The sequence below is a fragment of the Flavobacterium pectinovorum genome, from assembly GCF_022802975.1.
Lineage (GTDB): Bacteria > Bacteroidota > Bacteroidia > Flavobacteriales > Flavobacteriaceae > Flavobacterium > Flavobacterium pectinovorum_B.
Genome location: NZ_JAFEVZ010000005.1, coordinates 1 through 19929, shown reverse-complemented (window position 1 = coordinate 19929; position 19929 = coordinate 1). Strand labels below are relative to the sequence as shown.

At 33.8% G+C, this 19929-nt stretch carries 18 protein-coding genes; 12 read left to right on the top strand and 6 right to left on the bottom strand.

Going from position 1 to position 19929, the window contains the following annotated elements:
- Nucleotides 1-55: 55 nt before the first annotated feature.
- The 3 genes from FLV_RS08545 to FLV_RS08535 all read left to right on the top strand — a co-directional run bounded on the left by FLV_RS08545 (nt 56) and on the right by FLV_RS08535 (nt 5703).
- On the top strand, nt 56-2506 hold the full coding sequence (locus FLV_RS08545) for an InlB B-repeat-containing protein (RefSeq protein WP_243232910.1): 2451 nt from the start codon (nt 56-58) through the stop codon (nt 2504-2506).
- Between the two features lie 155 nt (nt 2507-2661).
- Nucleotides 2662-4998 (top strand): ATP-dependent helicase, encoded by a 2337-nt coding sequence (locus FLV_RS08540; RefSeq protein WP_243232909.1) that lies wholly within the window; start codon nt 2662-2664, stop codon nt 4996-4998.
- An 84-nt stretch (nt 4999-5082) separates the two neighbouring features.
- Entirely contained in the window at nt 5083-5703 is a 621-nt protein-coding gene (locus FLV_RS08535; protein WP_243232908.1) for an L-threonylcarbamoyladenylate synthase, read from the top strand.
- A 161-nt stretch (nt 5704-5864) separates the two neighbouring features.
- Here the strand turns inward: FLV_RS08535 and FLV_RS08530 are convergent, their stop codons facing one another.
- The 3 genes from FLV_RS08530 to FLV_RS08520 are packed head-to-tail and all read right to left on the bottom strand — an operon-like array spanning nt 5865 to nt 8224.
- Entirely contained in the window at nt 5865-6698 is an 834-nt protein-coding gene (locus FLV_RS08530; protein WP_243232907.1) for a flagellar motor protein MotB, read from the bottom strand.
- Between the two features lie 34 nt (nt 6699-6732).
- Nucleotides 6733-7752 (bottom strand): glycosyltransferase family 2 protein, encoded by a 1020-nt coding sequence (locus tag FLV_RS08525; RefSeq protein WP_243232906.1) that lies wholly within the window; start codon nt 7750-7752, stop codon nt 6733-6735.
- Between the two features lie 19 nt (nt 7753-7771).
- On the bottom strand, nt 7772-8224 hold the full coding sequence (locus FLV_RS08520; RefSeq protein ID WP_243232898.1) for a type I restriction enzyme HsdR N-terminal domain-containing protein: 453 nt from the start codon (nt 8222-8224) through the stop codon (nt 7772-7774).
- A gap of 97 nt (nt 8225-8321) precedes the next feature.
- Here FLV_RS08520 and holA point away from each other — a divergent pair, with 97 nt between their 5' ends.
- The 3 genes from holA (at nt 8322) to ettA (ending at nt 11344) form a co-directional block, all read left to right on the top strand.
- Nucleotides 8322-9326 carry a DNA polymerase III subunit delta gene (gene holA, locus FLV_RS08515; RefSeq protein ID WP_042567053.1) on the top strand — a complete coding sequence of 335 codons (1005 nt, stop codon included), beginning with the start codon at nt 8322-8324 and terminating at the stop codon, nt 9324-9326.
- A 64-nt stretch (nt 9327-9390) separates the two neighbouring features.
- Nucleotides 9391-9573: a CAL67264 family membrane protein gene (locus tag FLV_RS08510; RefSeq protein ID WP_095951261.1), complete on the top strand. Its 183-nt coding sequence runs from the start codon at nt 9391-9393 to the stop codon at nt 9571-9573.
- 79 nt (nt 9574-9652) lie between these two features.
- Entirely contained in the window at nt 9653-11344 is a 1692-nt protein-coding gene (ettA, locus tag FLV_RS08505; RefSeq protein ID WP_031454670.1) for an energy-dependent translational throttle protein EttA, read from the top strand.
- A gap of 221 nt (nt 11345-11565) precedes the next feature.
- On the opposite strand, the gene FLV_RS08500 is transcribed toward ettA, so the two are convergent.
- From FLV_RS08500 to FLV_RS08490, 3 genes are all read right to left on the bottom strand, one after another.
- Nucleotides 11566-12009, bottom strand: coding sequence for a thiol-disulfide oxidoreductase DCC family protein (locus tag FLV_RS08500; protein WP_243232896.1), 444 nt, complete (start codon nt 12007-12009; stop codon nt 11566-11568).
- A gap of 11 nt (nt 12010-12020) precedes the next feature.
- Nucleotides 12021-12326, bottom strand: coding sequence for a GIY-YIG nuclease family protein (locus FLV_RS08495; protein WP_243232894.1), 306 nt, complete (start codon nt 12324-12326; stop codon nt 12021-12023).
- A gap of 104 nt (nt 12327-12430) precedes the next feature.
- The gene (locus FLV_RS08490; RefSeq protein ID WP_243232892.1) at nt 12431-14596 is read right to left on the bottom strand and encodes an endonuclease MutS2; all 2166 of its coding nucleotides are present in this window, start codon (nt 14594-14596) and stop codon (nt 12431-12433) included.
- A 132-nt stretch (nt 14597-14728) separates the two neighbouring features.
- On the opposite strand from FLV_RS08490, the gene FLV_RS08485 reads away from it, so the two are divergent.
- The 6 genes from FLV_RS08485 (at nt 14729) to FLV_RS08460 (ending at nt 19192) form a co-directional block, all read left to right on the top strand.
- Nucleotides 14729-15394: a uracil-DNA glycosylase gene (locus FLV_RS08485; RefSeq protein ID WP_243232890.1), complete on the top strand. Its 666-nt coding sequence runs from the start codon at nt 14729-14731 to the stop codon at nt 15392-15394.
- Nucleotides 15395-15497: 103 nt separating this feature from the next.
- Nucleotides 15498-16676 (top strand): AIR synthase related protein, encoded by a 1179-nt coding sequence (locus FLV_RS08480; RefSeq protein ID WP_243232888.1) that lies wholly within the window; start codon nt 15498-15500, stop codon nt 16674-16676.
- Nucleotides 16677-16953: 277 nt separating this feature from the next.
- A complete protein-coding gene (locus FLV_RS08475; RefSeq protein ID WP_243232886.1) occupies nt 16954-17310 on the top strand; it encodes a hypothetical protein in 357 nt (118 codons plus the stop codon).
- A 37-nt stretch (nt 17311-17347) separates the two neighbouring features.
- Nucleotides 17348-18046: a hypothetical protein gene (locus tag FLV_RS08470; protein WP_243232884.1), complete on the top strand. Its 699-nt coding sequence runs from the start codon at nt 17348-17350 to the stop codon at nt 18044-18046.
- A gap of 54 nt (nt 18047-18100) precedes the next feature.
- Entirely contained in the window at nt 18101-18706 is a 606-nt protein-coding gene (locus tag FLV_RS08465) for a GNAT family N-acetyltransferase (RefSeq protein ID WP_243232882.1), read from the top strand.
- A 42-nt stretch (nt 18707-18748) separates the two neighbouring features.
- Nucleotides 18749-19192 carry a hypothetical protein gene (locus FLV_RS08460; protein ID WP_243232881.1) on the top strand — a complete coding sequence of 148 codons (444 nt, stop codon included), beginning with the start codon at nt 18749-18751 and terminating at the stop codon, nt 19190-19192.
- Nucleotides 19193-19929 lie beyond the last annotated feature (737 nt).

Sequence of the window (19929 nt, the reverse complement as noted above, 5' to 3'; positions counted from 1 at the left end):
AACTTTTTAAAATTAACCACTTTGAAAATTAACTATCTTAACCAAATTTTATTACATGAAAAAAAAACTAACCACTTTATTTTCTGCATTGCTGTTTTTTCCGCTTTGCGTATTTTCCCAAATTTATGTTTCACCAACAGGAGTTTCCGCAAACGATGGTACCATTGGTAATCCAACAACATTATCTAACGCTATTAGCACGGTAAGTCCCGGGCAAACAATTTACATGCGGGGCGGGGTTTATGCAATGACTTCTACAATTTTAATTGCAAGAGCCAATAGCGGTACAGCCGGAAATTTGAAAAGAATCGAAGCATATTCCGGAGAAACTCCCATAATCGATTTTTCGGCGCAGGCTGAACTTCCTGCCAACAGAGGTATTATCCTTGACGGTTTCTATTGGTATTTTAAAGGTATTACCATTCGTAATTCAGGCGATAACGGAATGCTGCTTTCGGGAAGTAACAATACAATCGACAATTGTATTTTTGAAAAAAACAGAGATACCGGACTTCAGTTAAGCCGTTATGATGTGAATGCGACAACCATCAGCCAATGGCCATCAAACAATTTAATTTTAAACTGTGAATCTTTCGATAACAAAGATCTCGGAGCTGAAAACGCAGATGGTTTTGCTGCAAAACTTACCTGTGGAGAAGGGAATATCTTTAGAGGCTGTATTTCACACAATAATATTGATGATGGCTGGGATTTGTACACTAAGACAGAAACTGGGCCAATCGGAATTATTTTGTTTGAGAATTGTGTTGCTTATAATAACGGAACATTATCAACCAGCAGTACTTCAGGAACCGGAGATAAAAATGGTTTTAAATTAGGAGGAGAAGGAATTCCGGTAAATCATATTGTAAGGCGTTGTGTTGCTTTTGGAAACGGAAAGCACGGTTTTACGGATAATAATAATTTAGGTTCAATCGAAATGTCTAATAATACTTCGGTTAATAATGCCGAATCGAATTTTAATTTCAGGACAGGAGGAACACATCAGTTTCGTAATAATGTTTCTTTTAACTCCGGTACCAGCGATAAAAATTCAGGAACTGACGTAAGTTCTTCAAATGTTTGGTGGATCAGTAAAAAGAGTACCAACGGAAGAACGCCTGCCATTGTTTCCAGTGCTGCCGATTTTGTGACTTTGACACCTCCTGCGGTTCTTAAAAATGCTGATGGAAGTCCAAATTTAGGAACTTTTGCTACCCTAAGTTCAAATAGTGATTTTATTGACGCAGGAGTTACGGCAACAGGAATTACTTTTAACGGAATCGCTCCTGATTTAGGAGCCAGAGAAACCGGACCGGTTCAGACAACTGATTTTGTTCTGACAACAGTTGCAAGTCCTCTGTCAGGTGGTACAATAGCTGTAAATCCGAATAATGCAACTTACAACGCCGGAACTATCGTAACATTAACAGCAGTTCCTGCTGTAAATTTTGAATTCTTGTCATGGAGTAACGGAGCTACAACAGCAACCACAACTGTTACTATGGATGCTAGTAAAACCATTACGGCAAACTTTAAGAGTACACTTGCAGCAGCTTATGTTTTAACTGTAAGTTCAAGTCCGGCAAATGGAGGAACAGTTTCAATTTCGCCAAATAAATCAACTTATTCAGAAGGAGAGGTAGTAACGCTTACAGCAACTCCTGCTACAGGTTATGTTTTTGATAAATGGAGTAATAACGTTACAACTGCAACAACAACGGTTACAATGAACAGCGATGTAGCAATCAGCGCATTGTTTACATTGCCGGTTACCGGAACACAAACGTTACGAATTGAAGACTCGGCTACATTTACATCTGGTTATTGCGGTTTTGAAGGTGCTCGATCTACAAATACAGGTGCAGATAACGGGTATGTTACTAATTTTTCGAACAGTCTTGGAAAAGGGGTAAGCTACACTATTAAAGTTCCAACAGCAGGTGTTTACAGTGTCGTTTTCAGATATGTAAACAGCAGTTCAGGAAATTCAACTACAGCAAAATTAAAAGTAAATGGTTCAGATGCAATTGCGGCTTTATCATTTCCAAAAACAACAAGTACTACAACTTTTGCATTAACAGCAGCTGCCAATATCACATTAGGTCAGGGGGTAAATATAATCCGTTTAGAGACAACTGTGGCTTCTGCATTTGCAGATATTGACTGGGTAGAAATAACAGGTGAAACTCCGTTGGCAGAATCGTGTGCCAGCCAGACAGCAACATTAGCAACAGATAATTTTGAACAGAATGTTTTTGAAGCTTATGTTTCTCCAAACCCTGCGGTTGGGATTATTAATTTATTTGTCAATTCTCTTCAGGTGCAGCAAGCAAATATTGCGTTGACAAATCTAACCGGACAGTTGGTGTTTTCAAAAAAACAGTATTTAGATTCAGGAATAAATACTATTTCTGTAAGCAAAAACAACATTACCAGTGGTTTGTATATTCTTACGATCGTATCGGAAGGAATAAAAAAATCGATAAAAGTAATTGTGCAATAAAAAAAAATAAAACCACTTTCTTAAATCGAAAAGCCACTTCTACTATGAAGTGGTTTTTTGTTTAGGGCTTTTTCTTCTTAAAATAATTTTGATTTTTACAGAATTAAGATTCTAAGAGTTTAATTCTTATTTTTGCATAAAAGGAGAACAATTTCATGCAGAATTATATTGACCAGCTCAACGAAGCACAACGCCAGCCTGTTTTACAAAAAGACGGGCCAATGATTATTATAGCAGGTGCAGGTTCGGGTAAAACGCGTGTTTTAACAATCAGAATTGCTTATTTGATGCATCAGGGAATCGATGCTTTTAACATACTTTCACTCACGTTTACCAATAAAGCTGCCCGTGAAATGAAGCACAGGATTTCTTCAATTGTAGGAGCCAGTGAAGCGAAGAATTTATGGATGGGAACTTTTCACTCTGTTTTTGCACGTATTCTTCGTTCAGAATCAGAACATTTAGGATATCCTTCCAATTTTACAATTTACGATTCTCAGGATTCAGCCAGACTGATTTCTTCCATCATAAAAGAAATGCAGCTGGATCGTGATATTTATAAACCGAAACAGATTTTAGGAAGAATTTCGACTTATAAAAATAGTTTGATTACTGTTAAAGCTTATTTCAACAATCCTGAATTGATGGAAGCAGATGCAATGGCAAAAAAACCTCGTTTGGGCGAAATTTATCAGCAGTATGTAGAACGCTGTTTTAAAGCCGGAGCAATGGATTTTGATGATTTGTTGTTGAAAACCAATGAATTATTGACTCGGTTTCCGGAGGTTTTGGCGAAATATCAGGATCGTTTTCGTTATATTTTGGTTGATGAGTACCAGGATACCAATCATTCGCAGTATTTGATTGTTAGGGCTTTATCAGACAGATTTCAAAATATTTGTGTCGTTGGTGATGACGCACAGAGTATTTATGCGTTCCGGGGTGCAAACATTAATAATATCCTGAATTTTCAAAAGGATTACGAAGGTGTGGTAATGTATCGTTTAGAGCAAAATTACCGTTCGACAAGAAATATTGTGGAAGCCGCAAATACGGTAATGGAGCACAACAAAACCAAACTAGACAAAGTAGTTTGGACAGCCAATGAATTTGGTCCCAGAATAAAAGTTCACAGAAGTTTGACTGATGCAGAGGAAGGACGTTTTGTAGCGAGTACAATTTTTGAACAAAAGATGCAGAATCAGCTTCATAATGGAGCTTTTGCGATTTTGTATCGTACTAATGCACAGTCACGTGCAATGGAGGATGCTTTAAGAAAACGTGATATTCCGTATCGAATTTACGGTGGTTTATCATTTTATCAGCGCAAAGAAATAAAAGATGTTTTGTGTTATTTGCGTTTGGTAATTAATCCAAAGGATGAAGAAGCACTGATTCGTGTAATCAATTATCCGGCAAGAGGAATTGGAGATACAACTGTTGAAAAATTAACCATTGCTGCCAATCATTACAAACGTTCGATTTGGGAAGTAATGGTAAATATCGATAAAATTGATTTAAAACTGAATGCAGGTACAAAAAATAAACTGAAAGATTTTGTAACCATGATTCAGAGTTTTCAGGTTATCGATCAAAATCAGGATGCTTTTTATATTACAGATCACGTTGCCAAAAAAACCGGTTTAGTTCAGGAACTGAAAAAAGATGCTACTCCTGAAGGAATGGCTAAGATTCAGAATATTGAAGAACTTTTAAACGGTATCAAAGATTTCACCGAAGGGCAAAAAGAAATTGACGGTGCAAGAGGCGCTTTATCTGAATTTATGGAAGATGTTGCGCTGGCTACAGACTTGGATAAGGATACTTCTGATGAAGATCGTGTGGCTCTAATGACGATTCACTTAGCAAAAGGGTTGGAATTTCCACACGTTTTTGTGGTCGGAATGGAAGAAGATTTGTTTCCGAGTGCCATGAGTATGAGTACCCGAAGTGAATTGGAAGAAGAACGTCGTTTATTTTATGTAGCTTTAACACGTGCAGAACATCAGGCTTATTTAACCTACGCACAATCACGTTACCGCTGGGGGAAACTGACAGATAGTGAACCGTCGCGTTTTATTGAAGAAATTGACGGTCAATATTTAGAATATTTAACGCCTTCAGAAAGTAATTATCGCTATAAATCGCCAATTGATGGAGATATTTTTGGAGATGTTGATAAATCCAAATTAAGACTGGCAAAACCAGTAGGAGGAACACCTCCAAAACATATTACAGATAATAGTCCAAAGCCGGATTTAAACATCAGAAAGCTAAAACCTGTTACAGGAACTAATCCTAATGAAGGGGCTCCAAATTTATTTGATAACAAATTGACAATAGGAAATGTGGTAATGCATGAACGATTTGGAAAAGGGCAGGTGATAAATTTAGAAGGTGTTGGAGCAGATAAAAAGGCTGAAATAAAATTTGAGGTAGGCGGAATCAAAAAATTGTTGCTGAGATTTGCTAAATTAGATGTTGTAGGATAAATAAAGTTTCAGGTTTGAAGTTTCAAGTTGTTGAAGCGTAAAACTTGAAACCTGAAACAAATAAAACTTGAAACCAAAACGAAAATGGCCGAATTTATAAAAATATATCCTGATAAACCAAGTGAAGCTGCTATTGCAAAAGTGGTAAAAGTACTTCAGAATGGGGGCTTGGTTATTTATCCAACCGATACAGTGTATGGTTTAGGTTGTGATATTACCAATTCACGAGCTTTAGAAAAAATTGCAAAAATTAAGGGGGTTAAATTAGAGAAAGCCAATTTTTCTTTTATTTGCCACGATTTGAGTAATCTGTCAGATTATGTTCGTCAGATCAATACTTCTACTTTTAAGATTTTAAAAAGAGCATTACCTGGGCCTTATACATTTATTTTGCCTGGAAATAATAATTTACCTAAAGAGTTTAAAAAGAAAACCACAGTTGGAATTCGTGTGCCTGATAATAATATTATTTTAGAAATTGTCCGACAATTAGGTAATCCTGTAGTTTCAACATCAATTCGGGATGAAGATGATGTAATTGAGTATACGACAGACCCTGAATTGATTTTTGAAAAATGGCAAAACCTTGTTGATATGGTTATTGATGGTGGGTACGGAGATAATGTAGGTTCAACTATTATTGATCTTTCTGAACATGAACCTATAATTGTAAGAGAAGGAAAAGGTGATGTTGGTATTTTGTAAAAAAAAACTTAAACTGAGTAATTTTTAAAAAAATATTAAGTAACTTTAATACCAGTTAAATTTAGTTAGTTAATTAAAATAGTGTTGTCCTTCATTAGTTAGGAAATTAAAAAAGCAGGTCATTTTGACCTGCTTTTTCTGTATAAAAAATACGATGTATATTATTGTTGTTGCTTTTTCATTTCTTTTTCAATCATATCATAGAATTGATCGATTTTTGGCATAACAACAATACGGGTTCTTCTGTTACGGGCTTTGTTTTCTGCAGTATCGTTAGCTACTAAAGGAATGTATGAACTTCTACCGGCAGCAATTAATTTTGCAGGATTCACTCCTAAATCATTAGTCAATACACGAACGATCGAAGTTGAGCGTTTTACAGATAAATCCCAGTTGTCTAACAAAACACCGTTGCTTTTGTAAGGAACGCTATCTGTATGACCTTCAACCATACATTCAAAATCAGGTTTGTCGTTTACCACTTTTGCAACTTTTGCCAAAACACCTTTTGCTTTATCAGTTACATCATAGCTTCCGCTTTTAAATAACAATTTATCAGCGATAGAGATAAACACAACTCCTTTTTCAACGTTGATTTCGATATCCGGATCCGAGATTCCAACTGCACCTTTTAAGCTTGTAACTAATGCTAATGTTACACTGTCTTTTTTAGTAAGAGCATCTTGAAGTCTGGAGATTTTTAAATCTTTTTCTTTTAAACTTTCTAATGATTTTTCAAGATTTTCAGCACCTTTAGTCGTTAAAACAGTTAAATCTTTAGAACTGTTTATTAAATCCTGATTATGTTCTTTATAACTTGCAGCTGTAGCAGCCAAACCAGCTTTTTCTTCCAGACAAGCATTTAATTTTACAGTACAAGAATTTAATAAATCTTGAGTCTCTTTGTTTTTAGCTTCTAATGCTGCGTATTGTTTTTTAGATACACAAGATGTTAAAGCCATTAGTACGGATAGTGCGATTACTATTTTTCTCATAAATGTTAAATTTAATTAGACGTTGTTTACAAATTTAGTTTTTAATATTTTGATTAGTGTTAAAGATTTCTTTAAAAAAAACCAATTTCTTTATATAATATATGAAAACGATACTTTTTATAGTGTAGTATTTCTGTATTTGAAAATCTTTTCTCTTTTTTAGATAAGCGATTGACATGCAGTAAAATGAAAAATGTGCATGTAAAATTGCTAAAGTGTGTTTCAGTTTTCCTTGTGTTAAAAATCGGATTCCGGCAATACCGTCCAGAACCATTCTGAAGAAAATAATAAAAAACAATCCTCTTTTCGGAAGATTTTTTACCAGCATCAACAATGAGTTTCTAAAATTCAGATAAGTCTTTTTAGGATTTCCCTGTTGTAAAGTAGCTCCTCCTACGTGATAAACAACAGATTTAGAATTATATTTGATGATATGTCCTTCGTTTAAAGCACGCCAGCACAAATCAATTTCTTCCTGATGAGCAAAAAACGATTCATCAAATCCTTCAAGTTCATCATAAACTTCTTTTCTGATAAAGATACAGGCTCCTGAAGCCCAGAATATTTCACAATTATCATCGTATTGGCCATTGTCTTTTTCTAAAGTATCAAAAATTCGGCCCCGACAAAATGGATATCCATATTTATCGACAAAGCCTCCGGCAGCTCCTGCATACTCAAAATATTCCTTGTTTTTAAAATCAAGTATTTTAGGCTGAATAATGGCGGTTTGTTTTTCTGCTTCGAAAGTATCAATTATTGGTTTAAGCCAATTTTCGGTTACTTCAATATCCGAATTTACTAAGGCATAAATTTCGGCATTTACAGCTTTTAAAGCATCATTATAACCTTTGGCGAAACCATGGTTGCCGGTATTTTTGATGATTTTAACTGTTGGAAAATGCTGCTGAACGAAATTTACTGAATCATCTGTTGAAGCATTATCGGCTACATATATAGTAGCGTCTTGTGAAAATTGAATTACTGATGGCAAAAATTGTTCTAATAATTTTATTCCATTCCAATTTAAAATGACAACTGCAATTTTATCCAAAAGTAATCTTTTTATAATTTTAATAAATCTCTTTGTAATCCGGTAACGATTTTAAAAACTCATATTTTTCGTTTTCAAAATCCATCTGACAATAATAATGATGCAGACCATTTGTAACTTTCAAAAACCGTGCCTGCATTGTCATATTGTAACGGGCAATCTGATCAAAAGTTGCCTGAGATATTTTTACTTCCGGTGCTTTGCATTCTACCAATATATGTATAGAACCGTCCGAATTAAAAACGACAACATCATAGCGTTTTCGTAAACCATTGACCGTTAGAGCTTTCTCTACGTTTATGAGCGATTTTGGATATTTTTTTTCATTCATTAAATAATGAACTACATGCTGACGTACCCATTCTTCCGGGGTAAGAATTATAAATTTTTTTCTGATTTCATCAAAAATAGACACTTTATTTTCGCTATTTTTGAATCGAAAATTATAGATTGGAAAATTTAATCGCTGCATAACGCAAAAATATTAAAATAGTTTAAGGTTTCAAGTTTAAAGTTTCAAGTTAATTGGAACCAACCTGAAACTTGAAATCTGAAACAAAAGAATTTGAATGGACGAAGTTGTAAAAATTGTTAATGATATAAAAGCGGGAAATATAAAACCAATTTATTTTTTAATGGGTGAGGAACCTTATTATATTGATAAATTATCGGAATATATTGAACAGAATGTCCTTTCGGAAGAAGAAAAAGGATTTAATCAAACGGTTTTATACGGAAGAGATGTTTCTGTTGAAGATATTGTTTCAACAGCTAAACGTTATCCAATGATGGCAGACCGTCAGGTTGTTATTGTAAAAGAAGCACAGGATTTATCCAGAACAATAGACAAAATCGAATCCTATGTTAATAATCCAATGGAAACAACGGTTTTGGTTTTTTGTTATAAATACAAAACGCTTGATAAACGTAAAAAAGTCACCAAATTATTAGCACAAAACGGAATCGTTTATGAAAGTAAAAAACTGTACGAAAATCAGGTTGGAGACTGGATCAAGCGAGTTCTGGCAGGAAAAAAATATACTATTGACCCGAAAGCAAATGCCATGCTGGTAGAGTTTTTAGGAACAGATTTAAGTAAAATCAATAATGAATTAGAGAAACTTCAAATCATTTTACCGCAAGGAACTATGATTACGCCTCAGCACATTGAGGAAAATATTGGCTTCAGTAAAGATTATAATGTTTTTGAACTTCGAAAAGCAATTGGGGAACGTAACCAATTAAAAGCGTATAAAATTGCCGAAAATTTCGCTCACAATCCAAAAGAATACCCTTTAGTAATGACAACCGGATTGGTTTTTGGTTTTTTTGTTCAGCTTCTAAAATACCACGGATTAAAAGATAAAAATCCAAAAAACGTAGCCGCAGCAATTGGCGTAAATCCTTATTTCCTTAAGGAATATGATTTGGCTATAAAGAATTATCCAATGCGAAAAGTAAGTCAGATTGTTGGCGCTTTAAGAGATGTTGATGTAAAAAGTAAAGGAGTTGGAGCCAATGCTTTACCCCAATCGGATTTGTTAAAAGAAATGCTGTATAAAATTTTTAATTAAGCCGTTAAAATTAACGATATTTGCATTTCTAAAAATAATACCACTTTAAATTAATTACACAATTATGGGAATGAATAAAAATACCGTTTTAGGATGGGCTACTTTTATAATGGTACTTATGGGATTGTTGCTTATAGGCCTTGGAATTTTTAGATACAGTGATGTTTCTGGCTGGGGATTTGCCGCTGTTGGAGTTGGTTTTTTTGCCAATGCCTGGGTTTTCAATGCTTTGAAAGGAAGGGTTTAAAAAAAAATATCAATTGCAAAACTCAATATCAAATTAATTTTAAGAGATAAATAAAAATAATAAATAAAAAACATAAAAAATGTCAGACGATAAGAAAGTAATTTTCTCAATGCAAAAATTGAGTAAAACCTATCAGGGAGCGGACAAACCGGTACTTAAAAATATTTATTTAAGTTTCTTTTACGGAGCTAAAATTGGTATTTTGGGACTTAATGGTTCAGGGAAATCTTCTCTTTTAAAAATTATTGCAGGAGTTGATAAAAATTATCAGGGAGATGTGGTTTTCCAACCAGGATACACAGTTGGATATTTAGAGCAGGAGCCTATTCTTGATGATTCTAAAACCGTTATCGAAATTGTTCGTGAAGGAGCTGCTGAAACTATGGCAGTTTTAGAAGAATACAATCAAATCAATGATTTATTTGGTCTTGAAGAAAACTATTCAGATCCGGATAAAATGGATAAATTAATGGATCGACAAGCAGCTTTGCAAGACAAAATTGATGCGCTTGGGGCATGGGAAATCGATACCAAATTAGAAATTGCAATGGATGCATTGCGTACGCCGGAAGGAGATACGCCAATCAAAAATCTTTCAGGAGGAGAGCGTCGTCGTGTCGCTTTATGTCGTTTGTTATTGCAGCAACCGGATGTATTGCTTCTGGATGAACCTACCAACCACTTGGATGCTGAATCAGTTTTATGGTTAGAGCAACATTTAGCACAATATGCAGGAACTGTGATTGCTGTAACGCACGATAGATATTTCTTGGATAATGTAGCAGGTTGGATTCTGGAGTTGGATAGAGGAGAAGGTATTCCATGGAAAGGAAATTACTCTTCTTGGCTTGACCAAAAATCAAACCGTATGGCTCAGGAAGAAAAAGTAGCTTCTAAACGCAGAAAAACGTTGGAGCGAGAATTAGAATGGGTTCGTCAGGGTGCAAAAGGTCGTCAGACAAAACAAAAAGCACGTTTACAGAACTACGATAAATTATTAAACGAAGACCAAAAACAACTGGACGAAAACCTGGAAATCTATATTCCAAACGGTCCACGTTTAGGTACGAACGTTATTGAAGCTAAAAATGTTGCCAAAGCATTTGGAGAAAAATTATTGTACGATAACCTGAACTTCACTTTACCACAAGCCGGAATTGTTGGAATTATCGGGCCTAACGGTGCTGGTAAATCGACTATCTTCAAAATGATTATGGGTGAACAAGCTACAGACAGCGGTGAATTTTCAGTTGGTGAAACGGTAAAAATAGCTTACGTAGATCAGTCTCACTCTAACATTGATCCGAATAAATCTATTTGGGAAAACTTTGCAGACGGTCAGGAATTGGTTATGATGGGCGGAAAGCAAGTTAATTCTAGAGCTTATTTATCTCGTTTCAACTTTGGCGGTGGTGAACAGAACAAAAAAGTATCAATGCTATCTGGTGGTGAGCGTAACCGTTTGCACTTAGCAATGACTTTAAAAGAAGAAGGAAACGTACTTTTACTGGATGAGCCTACGAATGATCTTGATGTAAACACCCTTCGTGCGCTTGAAGAAGGTTTAGAGAATTTTGCAGGATGTGCTGTAATTATTTCGCACGACAGATGGTTCTTAGACAGAATTTGTACGCATATTCTAGCTTTCGAAGGAGATTCTGAAGTTTATTTCTTCGAAGGAAGTTTCTCTGATTACGAAGAAAACAAAAAGAAACGTCTGGGTGGTGATTTAACTCCAAAACGTTTGAAATACAGAAAATTGATTAGATAGTTTTCTAAAAATAAATTCCAATTTTTTAAAAACCCAAATTCCAAATTGTAAAAGATTTGAAATTTGGGATTTTTTGTTTTTTGTCATTTCGACGTAAGGAGAAATCACACTAGAAATTCGACAAAGATTTGAAAAACTTTTTAGAATTACTTACGAAAATTTCTAATTTGTCGAAATAACAAGTTTGTGAAAATGGAATTTGGAATTTTTGATTTGGAATTTTATAAAAACTTAGCTTTCAACTCAGGTATCGGAATCATACAGCTCTCTTTTTTACCGTACCATTTGTAGCGGTTTTTAGCAATATAATCGTAAATGTAATTTCGAGTTTTTTCTGGTAAAATTTTAAATATTGAAATTAAACTGTAAATACCGCCTAATTCCTCAGCAATTTCAATAGCTGCGGATGACTTGTAGTAATAAGCAACTCCGGGATTATACAAAATGATACTGTCAATTTTAGTTTGATCAACACCAATATAACTGCAAATTTCTTTTCCCAAATCAGATTGCAAGGCTGTAAAACGAAAAATATCTTTTTTATCATGTTTGATAATGAATTGAACTGCTCCGTTGCACAGATTGCAAACACCGTCAAAGAGGATTATTTTTTTGTTCCCGGCAGTCATTGCGAGGAACGAAGCAATCTCACTATGTACTTCCATTTTAATTTGCATTATTCAAACATTATATTTTCTATTTCTTCAAACAAATCTTTCCAAGTTGGATTCATTGCACGAATCAATTCATTTTTTGTTTCTCTTGAACCTGCTTTGATTTGTTTTTCTCTTGTAACGGCATCTTCAATCCATTGAAATTGCTCATAATAAACTAAAATGTTTACATTATAACGAGCTGAAAATGATTTTGGATATTTTTTGCTTTTGTGTTCTAAAATTCTTTCAGGAAGATTTGAAGTCACACCAGTATAAACAACTGTTTGGTATTTATTAATAAGAATGTAAACAAATCCTGGTTTCATATTTTATTTTGTCTTTGCGAGGAACGAAGCAATCTCACTTAGTGTCATGTAGGTTTGCTCATGTTAGTGTGGTTGCTTCGTTCCTCGCAAGGACTTTGCGGACGTTACTTCTTCACAGCTTCAACCAATTCCAATTCATCCAGGCTTACTTTAGATGTAAAAATGCCATAATTTACGGTTGCTTTATTTTTTTCAATAACATCAATACTTCCAACAGATCTTCCATCAAGCATTCGCACGCGGTCACCAACTTTTAAAATTGGTTTTGGTTTTTCTACAACAGGTTTAAGTTTCTTCTCTTTTTTCTCTTGACGAATTTCTTCCACTTTTACTTGTACTTCGGCAATGACTTCTTTTTGTTTTTCAACTTTTGCCTTCACTTCTTTTGGAGTTGCTTTTTTACGTTTTGAGTTTTCGATTTCAACAATTTTCAGGAATTCGCCAATAAGTTCCTTTTTGTTTTTGTTGTTGAAATATTTCTCGGCAATATCATCGATTTTTTGTCCGATGTAAATTATCTTTTGATTGCTGTCGTACAATTCCTGGTAGCTTTCCAGTTTCTGCTGGATTCTGGTATTGATGTTTTCCATCTTTTTACTTTCCTCACGCGCTCTGGTTTCTTCTTCTTTTAAATTTAAAGAAGTTTTCTCCAGTTTTGACCTTTCTTTCTGAAGCGTTGCAATAGTTTTATCAAAACGAACTTTACCCACTTCGATTTTCTTTTTCGCACGATTAATCAATCCAAACGGAATTCCATTTTTCTGTGCAACCTCAAAAGTAAACGAACTTCCTGCCTGACCCAAAGCCAGTTTGTACATCGGTTCCAATGACTTTTCATCAAACATCATATTCGCATTGGTTGCGTATGGCAATTCGTTTGCGAGAATTTTTAAATTAGAATAATGCGTTGTAATGATTCCAAAAGCTTCCCGGTGATAAAATTCTTCAAGAAAAATTTCAGCCAGAGCACCTCCCAGTTCGGGATCAGAACCTGTACCGAATTCATCAATTAAAAACATGGTCTTATGATTGCATTTCTTCAAAAAGTAATTCATGTTTTTTAATCGGTAGCTGTAAGTGCTTAAATGATTTTCAATGGACTGATTATCTCCAATATCAGTTAAAATTCTGTCAAATAAGAAGGTTTCACTTCTTTCATGAACCGGAATTAAAATCCCGGATTGCAACATTAGTTGTAGTAAGCCGACAGTTTTTAGTGAAATTGTTTTTCCACCCGCATTTGGGCCTGAAATTACAATAATTCTGTTTTCTTGTTTCAGTTCGATGGTCTGCGGATGCGTAACTTCTTGTTTTTGTTTGTTGTTTAGATACAAAATTGGATGATACGCTTCTCTAAAGAACAATCTTCTTTCTTCTGTAATTGTTGGTAAGATTCCGTTAATTCTGTTAGCGTATTTTGCTTTTCCTGCAACGACATCAATATCACTTAAAAAATCCTGATATTCAATTAATAAAGAAAGGTACGGACGAATCACATTCGATAAATTCTTTAAAATTCTCGTAATTTCTTCTTTCTCTTCGTATTCTAAATTAGCTAATTCACGAGAATATTTCAGTGTAGCTTCAGGTTCGATATAAGCAATACTTCCGGTTTTAGAACTTCCTAAAATAGAACCTTTCACTTTACGGCGGTACATAGCCAAAACCGCTAAAACTCTACGGTTTTGTACAAAACTCTCCTTAATATCATCCAGATAACCTAAACCATTGTACTGGGTTAATGCAACACCAAAACTTTGGTTTACTTTTCCGCGAACCAAATTCATGTTTTGCCGAATACTTAACAGAGCTGGAGAAGCATTGTCTTTAATTTCTCCATATTTGTCTACAATGGCGTCAATCGAAGTGATGATATCTTTGGTCAGCTCTACACGTGACGCCCTTGCATTTAAGTTTGGATAATAATCGTCAAACTTTCGTAAGAAATTCAATAAGACATTTGTCGTTGCAGAAAGATTGGCAATTTTTCTGAAACTTCCTACTTCAAGAAAACTGTCTTCAATTGCCAAAAACTTAATTTCATGCGTGATGGCGTCAAATCCGTGATTCGGAATGGCGTTGTTATTTTCAAAAGACGAAACATATTCAGAGGTCTGCATTAAGGCCTGCATCAAAGTTTCTTTGTCTCTAAATGGTTTTATTTGTAAAGCTTTTTCTTTTCCAATATCGGTATTGCATCCATCTGAAATGGTTTCGAGAACAGTTGGAAATTGTAAGTCTTGTAATGTTTTTTCGGTAATACTGATCATTTAATTTCTTTAAGAAAGTGAAGGCAAAAATACAAAAAATAGTAGCATTGAGAACGGTAAAGTTTTGATCTAATTTTATTAGTTGTAAATATGATTTCAATAAAAAAAATCTGAAATTCGCATAAAAAAAGTATGGACGTTAAAATACATGATTCATGGAAGCCGGTTTTGAATGAAGAATTCGGAAAACCTTATTTTAGCGAATTGATTTCTTTTGTAAAATCTGAATACACGACAAAAGTTTGTTATCCGGAAGAAAGTCAGATATTTTCCGCTTTCGATCATTGTCATTTCGATCAGGTAAAAGTGGTGATTATCGGACAAGATCCTTATCACGGTCCAAATCAGGCAAATGGATTGTGTTTTTCTGTAAATAACGGAATTCCATTTCCCCCTTCTTTGCATAATATTTTTAAAGAAATTGAAACCGATTTAAATAAACCGCTTCCTAAAACTGGGAATTTAGAACGTTGGGCAGATCAGGGTGTTTTTCTTTTAAATGCAACTTTGACAGTTCGACAATCTGAGGCCGGAAGCCACCAGGGAAAGGGGTGGGAGAAATTTACAGATGCCGTTATCAAACAAATTTCTGCCGAAAAAGAAAATGTCGTTTTCCTGCTTTGGGGAGGATTTGCTCAGAAAAAAGCAACTTTGATTGACGCTTCTAAACATCATATTTTAAAATCAGGACATCCTTCGCCTTTAAGTGCTAACAGAGGGTTTTGGTTTGGGAACAAACATTTTAGCCAGACAAATGCTTTCCTGAAAGTGAAAGGATCGAAAGAAATAGATTGGTAATACAGTAATAGGTTAGAAGTTTTTTGTGAATCAATTTTCGAATTGCACACAGAATTAAAAAAAGAGATTATCTTTGCACCACATTCAACACAAACTAAGTTTCATGAGTTCAGATTCTAGCAAAAGGTACGCACAAAGAGGTGTTTCGGCATCAAAAGAAGACGTACACAACGCCATAAAAAATATTGATAAAGGTTTATTTCCGCAGGCTTTCTGTAAAATCGTTCCTGATTATTTAACACAGGATGAAGAACACTGCCTGATTATGCATGCTGACGGAGCCGGTACAAAATCGTCTTTGGCTTATATGTATTGGAAAGAAACCGGAGATATTTCAGTTTGGAAAGGAATCGCTCAGGATGCTTTGATCATGAATATTGATGATTTATTGTGTGTTGGAGCAACCGATAATATTCTGCTTTCTTCCACTATTGGAAGAAATAAAAACCTAATTCCTGCAGAAGTTATCTCTGCAATTATCAACGGAACCGAAGAATTAATCAACGAATTAAAATCTTTTGGAGTAACTATACATTCAACAGGAGGCGAAACTGCTGATGTCGGGGATGTAGTTCGTACTATTATTGTAGATTCGACTGTTACAGCCCGTATGAAACGCTCCAATGTCGTAGACAATGCAAACATTAAAGCCGGAGACGTAATCGTTGGTTTGGCTTCTTTTGGTCAGGCAACTTACGAAAAAAGCTATAACGGCGGAATGGGGAGCAACGGATTAACATCTGCACGTCACGATGTTTTCGGAAAATATTTAGCTAAAAAATACCCTGAAAGTTTTGATGCACTTGTTCCTGAAGAATTAATTTATTCAGGTCAGGTTAATTTGACTGATGAAGTTGAAAACAGTCCAATAAACGCAGGTCAATTGGTGCTTTCGCCAACCAGAACCTATGCCCCAATCATCAAGAAAATTTTAGATACTTACTCGCCAGACGATATTCACGGAATGGTGCATTGCAGTGGAGGAGCACAGACTAAAATTTTACATTTCGTTCAAAATTTACATATTATAAAAGATAATTTATTTCCGGTTCCGCCATTGTTCAAACTGATTCAGGAGCAATCAAAAACAGATTGGAAAGAAATGTACCAGGTTTTCAACTGCGGTCACCGTATGGAAATTTACGTTCCTGAAAATATTGCTCAGGATATTATTGCGATTTCAAAATCATTCAATGTTGATGCACAAATCGTAGGAAGAGTAGAAGCTGCTGATGCTAAAAAACTGACCATCACCAGCGAATACGGAACTTTCGAATATTAAAATATAATTTGTCAGGCTGAGCGGAGTCGAAGCTCTTTATTTCTTAAAGCCTCAACTCTCCTTCAGATTACATTTAGAATATATAATAATTTTAGCTTTTTCAGGAGCTAATCCCGCTATTCGTTACAATCTTTTGCTTTTTAAAGAAAAAAGCAAAAGGATTTTCACTTCTATCGGGGCTAAAATTATAGTTTCATAAGAATTACAGTGGTTATCCGTAATTTTCAGGATCTGAATTTTTAAATCTTTCAATGTTTTAATCTTTTAATTTAAAGATATGTATGAACTGCTTTTTTGGAGATATTTAGACGAAATTTACCTGAACAATCAGGAAGTTTATGAAGCTTTACTTGAAAAGAAGGAAGTTGAAGGTCTTGAAATTCTTCCCATACAGGTAATCCTTAACCGAATTAGTTCTGTTTTCTCAGAATGGGAAAAAGTGGATGAAAACAGCTGGCAAAATAATACAGGAAAAGGTGCTTTTCAAATTATCACTACACCACAAAGCATTAAAATAGACTGTTACGGAACCGAAGGTAAAACAATGAACAAACTGGTAGATGTACTGGAAGAATTCAAATGTCCTTTATATGATCCGCAAGTTCCGGAACGCTATGACGAAATGAGCGAGTAGTTTTTGATTTAATTAAATTTTTACAATAATTGTTTTTATGAAAGTTTATTTTGAAAATTATAAGACCTTAAGATCTGAATTAAAATGGTTATTGTATTTATGTTTTTTTTTCATATTTCTAATAGAATTTATTTTATTTGACATACCTGAGATATTTCCAAAAGCAAATATAATTGGCAATATTATACTTCGATTATGCTATTCATACATTTCGGCATTAATATTTTATTATTTAGTTGTTCATTTTAAAAGACAAAATGAAAAAAGAAATTATTATAAAGTTTTGAGTAAAAATTTAAATTTTTTATTGAATCAAGGACAGTCTTTATCTGTTACATTAAATAAAATATCTGAAAAGGAAAATTTTGATAGTTTAATCTTAGATGATTTAAAGGAAGTTTTAATGAAGATTAATCCTAACGATATTTTTCCAAATCAGCTTTATATTGTACTAGGAAGAACCAATTGGTTTAAACATCTGTTTTTGCAATCTAACGAGGCAAAATTAGAAATTGATCTGATTTTTAAAAACTCTGCTCTCATAGATGCTGAACTGACCTCACTTTTGAATGAATTATATAAATGTATTTTATTTAATAATATTAGTTTGTTTAGTAATGGAAATTTTCAAAATCAAAATTTAACTAATTTTGAACCAATTTTTCTGGATTACTTTCAGAAATTAGATAATATTCAAAAATATAAAACAAAAGAAATTGATAAATATCTTAATTGATTTTTAGTTTTTTTTAATCTAAAATTATATCTTCAATTTATAACTAATTTTTGAATGAATTTCAATTTCTCAGACAATATTATTCTAGAAGACGATTTGGTTCTTTTGCGTCCTTTGCAGGAATCAGACGTTGAAAATTTATTAGAAATTTCCATCAACGAACCCGAAACCTGGAAATATTCTTTAGTAGGCGCTGACGGAAAAGAAAATCTGATCAATTATATTCAGTCTGCTGTAAAAGCAAGAAAAGCCAAAAAAGAATTTCCTTTTATAGTTTTCGATAAAAAATCCCAAAAATACGCAGGTTCAACCCGCTTTTACGATATAAACTTAGATTTTAAAACTCTCCAATTAGGATATACCTGGTACGGTTCTGCATTTAGGGGAACCGGACTTAATAAACATTGTAAATTTTTATTGCTTCAATTTGCATTTGAAACTCTCGGATTGGAACGCGTAGAATTCCGTGCTGATAATAATAACGAGCGAAGTATTGCTGCAATGAAAAGTATTGGCTGTAAAGTAGAAGGCGTTTTGCGAAGTCATATGCCAACTATAGAAAATGGAATTCGCCGCGATTCTATCGTCTTAAGTATTCTTAGAAACGAATGGTTTGAAGAAGTCAAAGAAAAACTAAAACAAAAAATGAAGAGTTTATAAAAAACTTCACGAAATTTACATTTTTAAAATTAATAACGAAATATGAAAATAAATCTAAAATCAGGAATTGATAAATTGCTTTTCGGTATGAAGCAAAATGATGTAACAGCAGCTTTAGGAAAACCTGATAAGAATTACAAGGATGAAGATGATAATGTGATTTTTGTGTACAATGCGCAAAAAATTAGATTGACCTTTTATCAGGAAGAAGAATTAAAATTAGGATATGCTGTTGCTTCCAGTACTGATTTAGAGGTTTTCGGATTTAAGTTAATAGGAAGAAAAATTGCAGATGTAAAAAAAGATCTAGCGACTAAAGGAATTACGAAATACAATCAGGAAACTTTTGATACTTTCGAAAACTATTTCAACGAAGAGAACTGGTTTATTTTACAAACGGAATTTGATGAAGTAGTGAAATTTGAAATTGGAGCTATCATTAATGACAAAGATGAATTTGACTGGAAGTTTCCTGTTAAGAAATAAACCTTAAAAAATAAAAACAAAACCGATAAGTTTCGAAGCTTGTCGGTTTTTTGTTTTCTACTATGATATATAGGACTCAACCCCGGCAGTTTTTTTTAGAAAACTTGCGGGGTTTATTTTTTTTGTACATATATATAAAGTAGAAAAGCATACTATAATATTTAAGGGTAAATTTAAACGAAGTTTCATTGATGTTTTAAAAGTCAATTGTCCTGCATAGCGAACTCAAAGTTTTTTTAAGATTTGGATTTTAAAAATTTTGAATTTAATAAGAAGCTTACTCCCTCTATGTGCTAGAATCTTTAGTGCCGAACCCCTGTAGAAAATGATTTAGGCTTCTATCGTTGCTATGGTATGTTTTTTCGGAGGTAGATTTTGTTAAATAGAAGATTATTTCAGGAAGAAAACGATGAAAGAAGATAACTTTTGGATGTTTGCTGTGTTATAAATAGGTAAAAAGGGAAGAAAAGGTTTTTTTATAATTTGATATAAGTTGATCAAAGCGCCCCAAACCAGAAAAACTTGACAAAATCAAGATATCAAAAAGGCTAAAAACTATCAAAAGGGCGTGTGGTTAAGGAAAATACTTACAATATATTAAAAAAAGTTGTTTTGTAAATAAGGAGTTATCAGTTAGTTAAGAAATAATTCAAAAAAAGGATAAAAAAAGGGGTTTAAAAGTATTGTTTAACTGAATAAGTGTGGTACTTTTGCACCCGCAACAGCGAAGGCGTTCA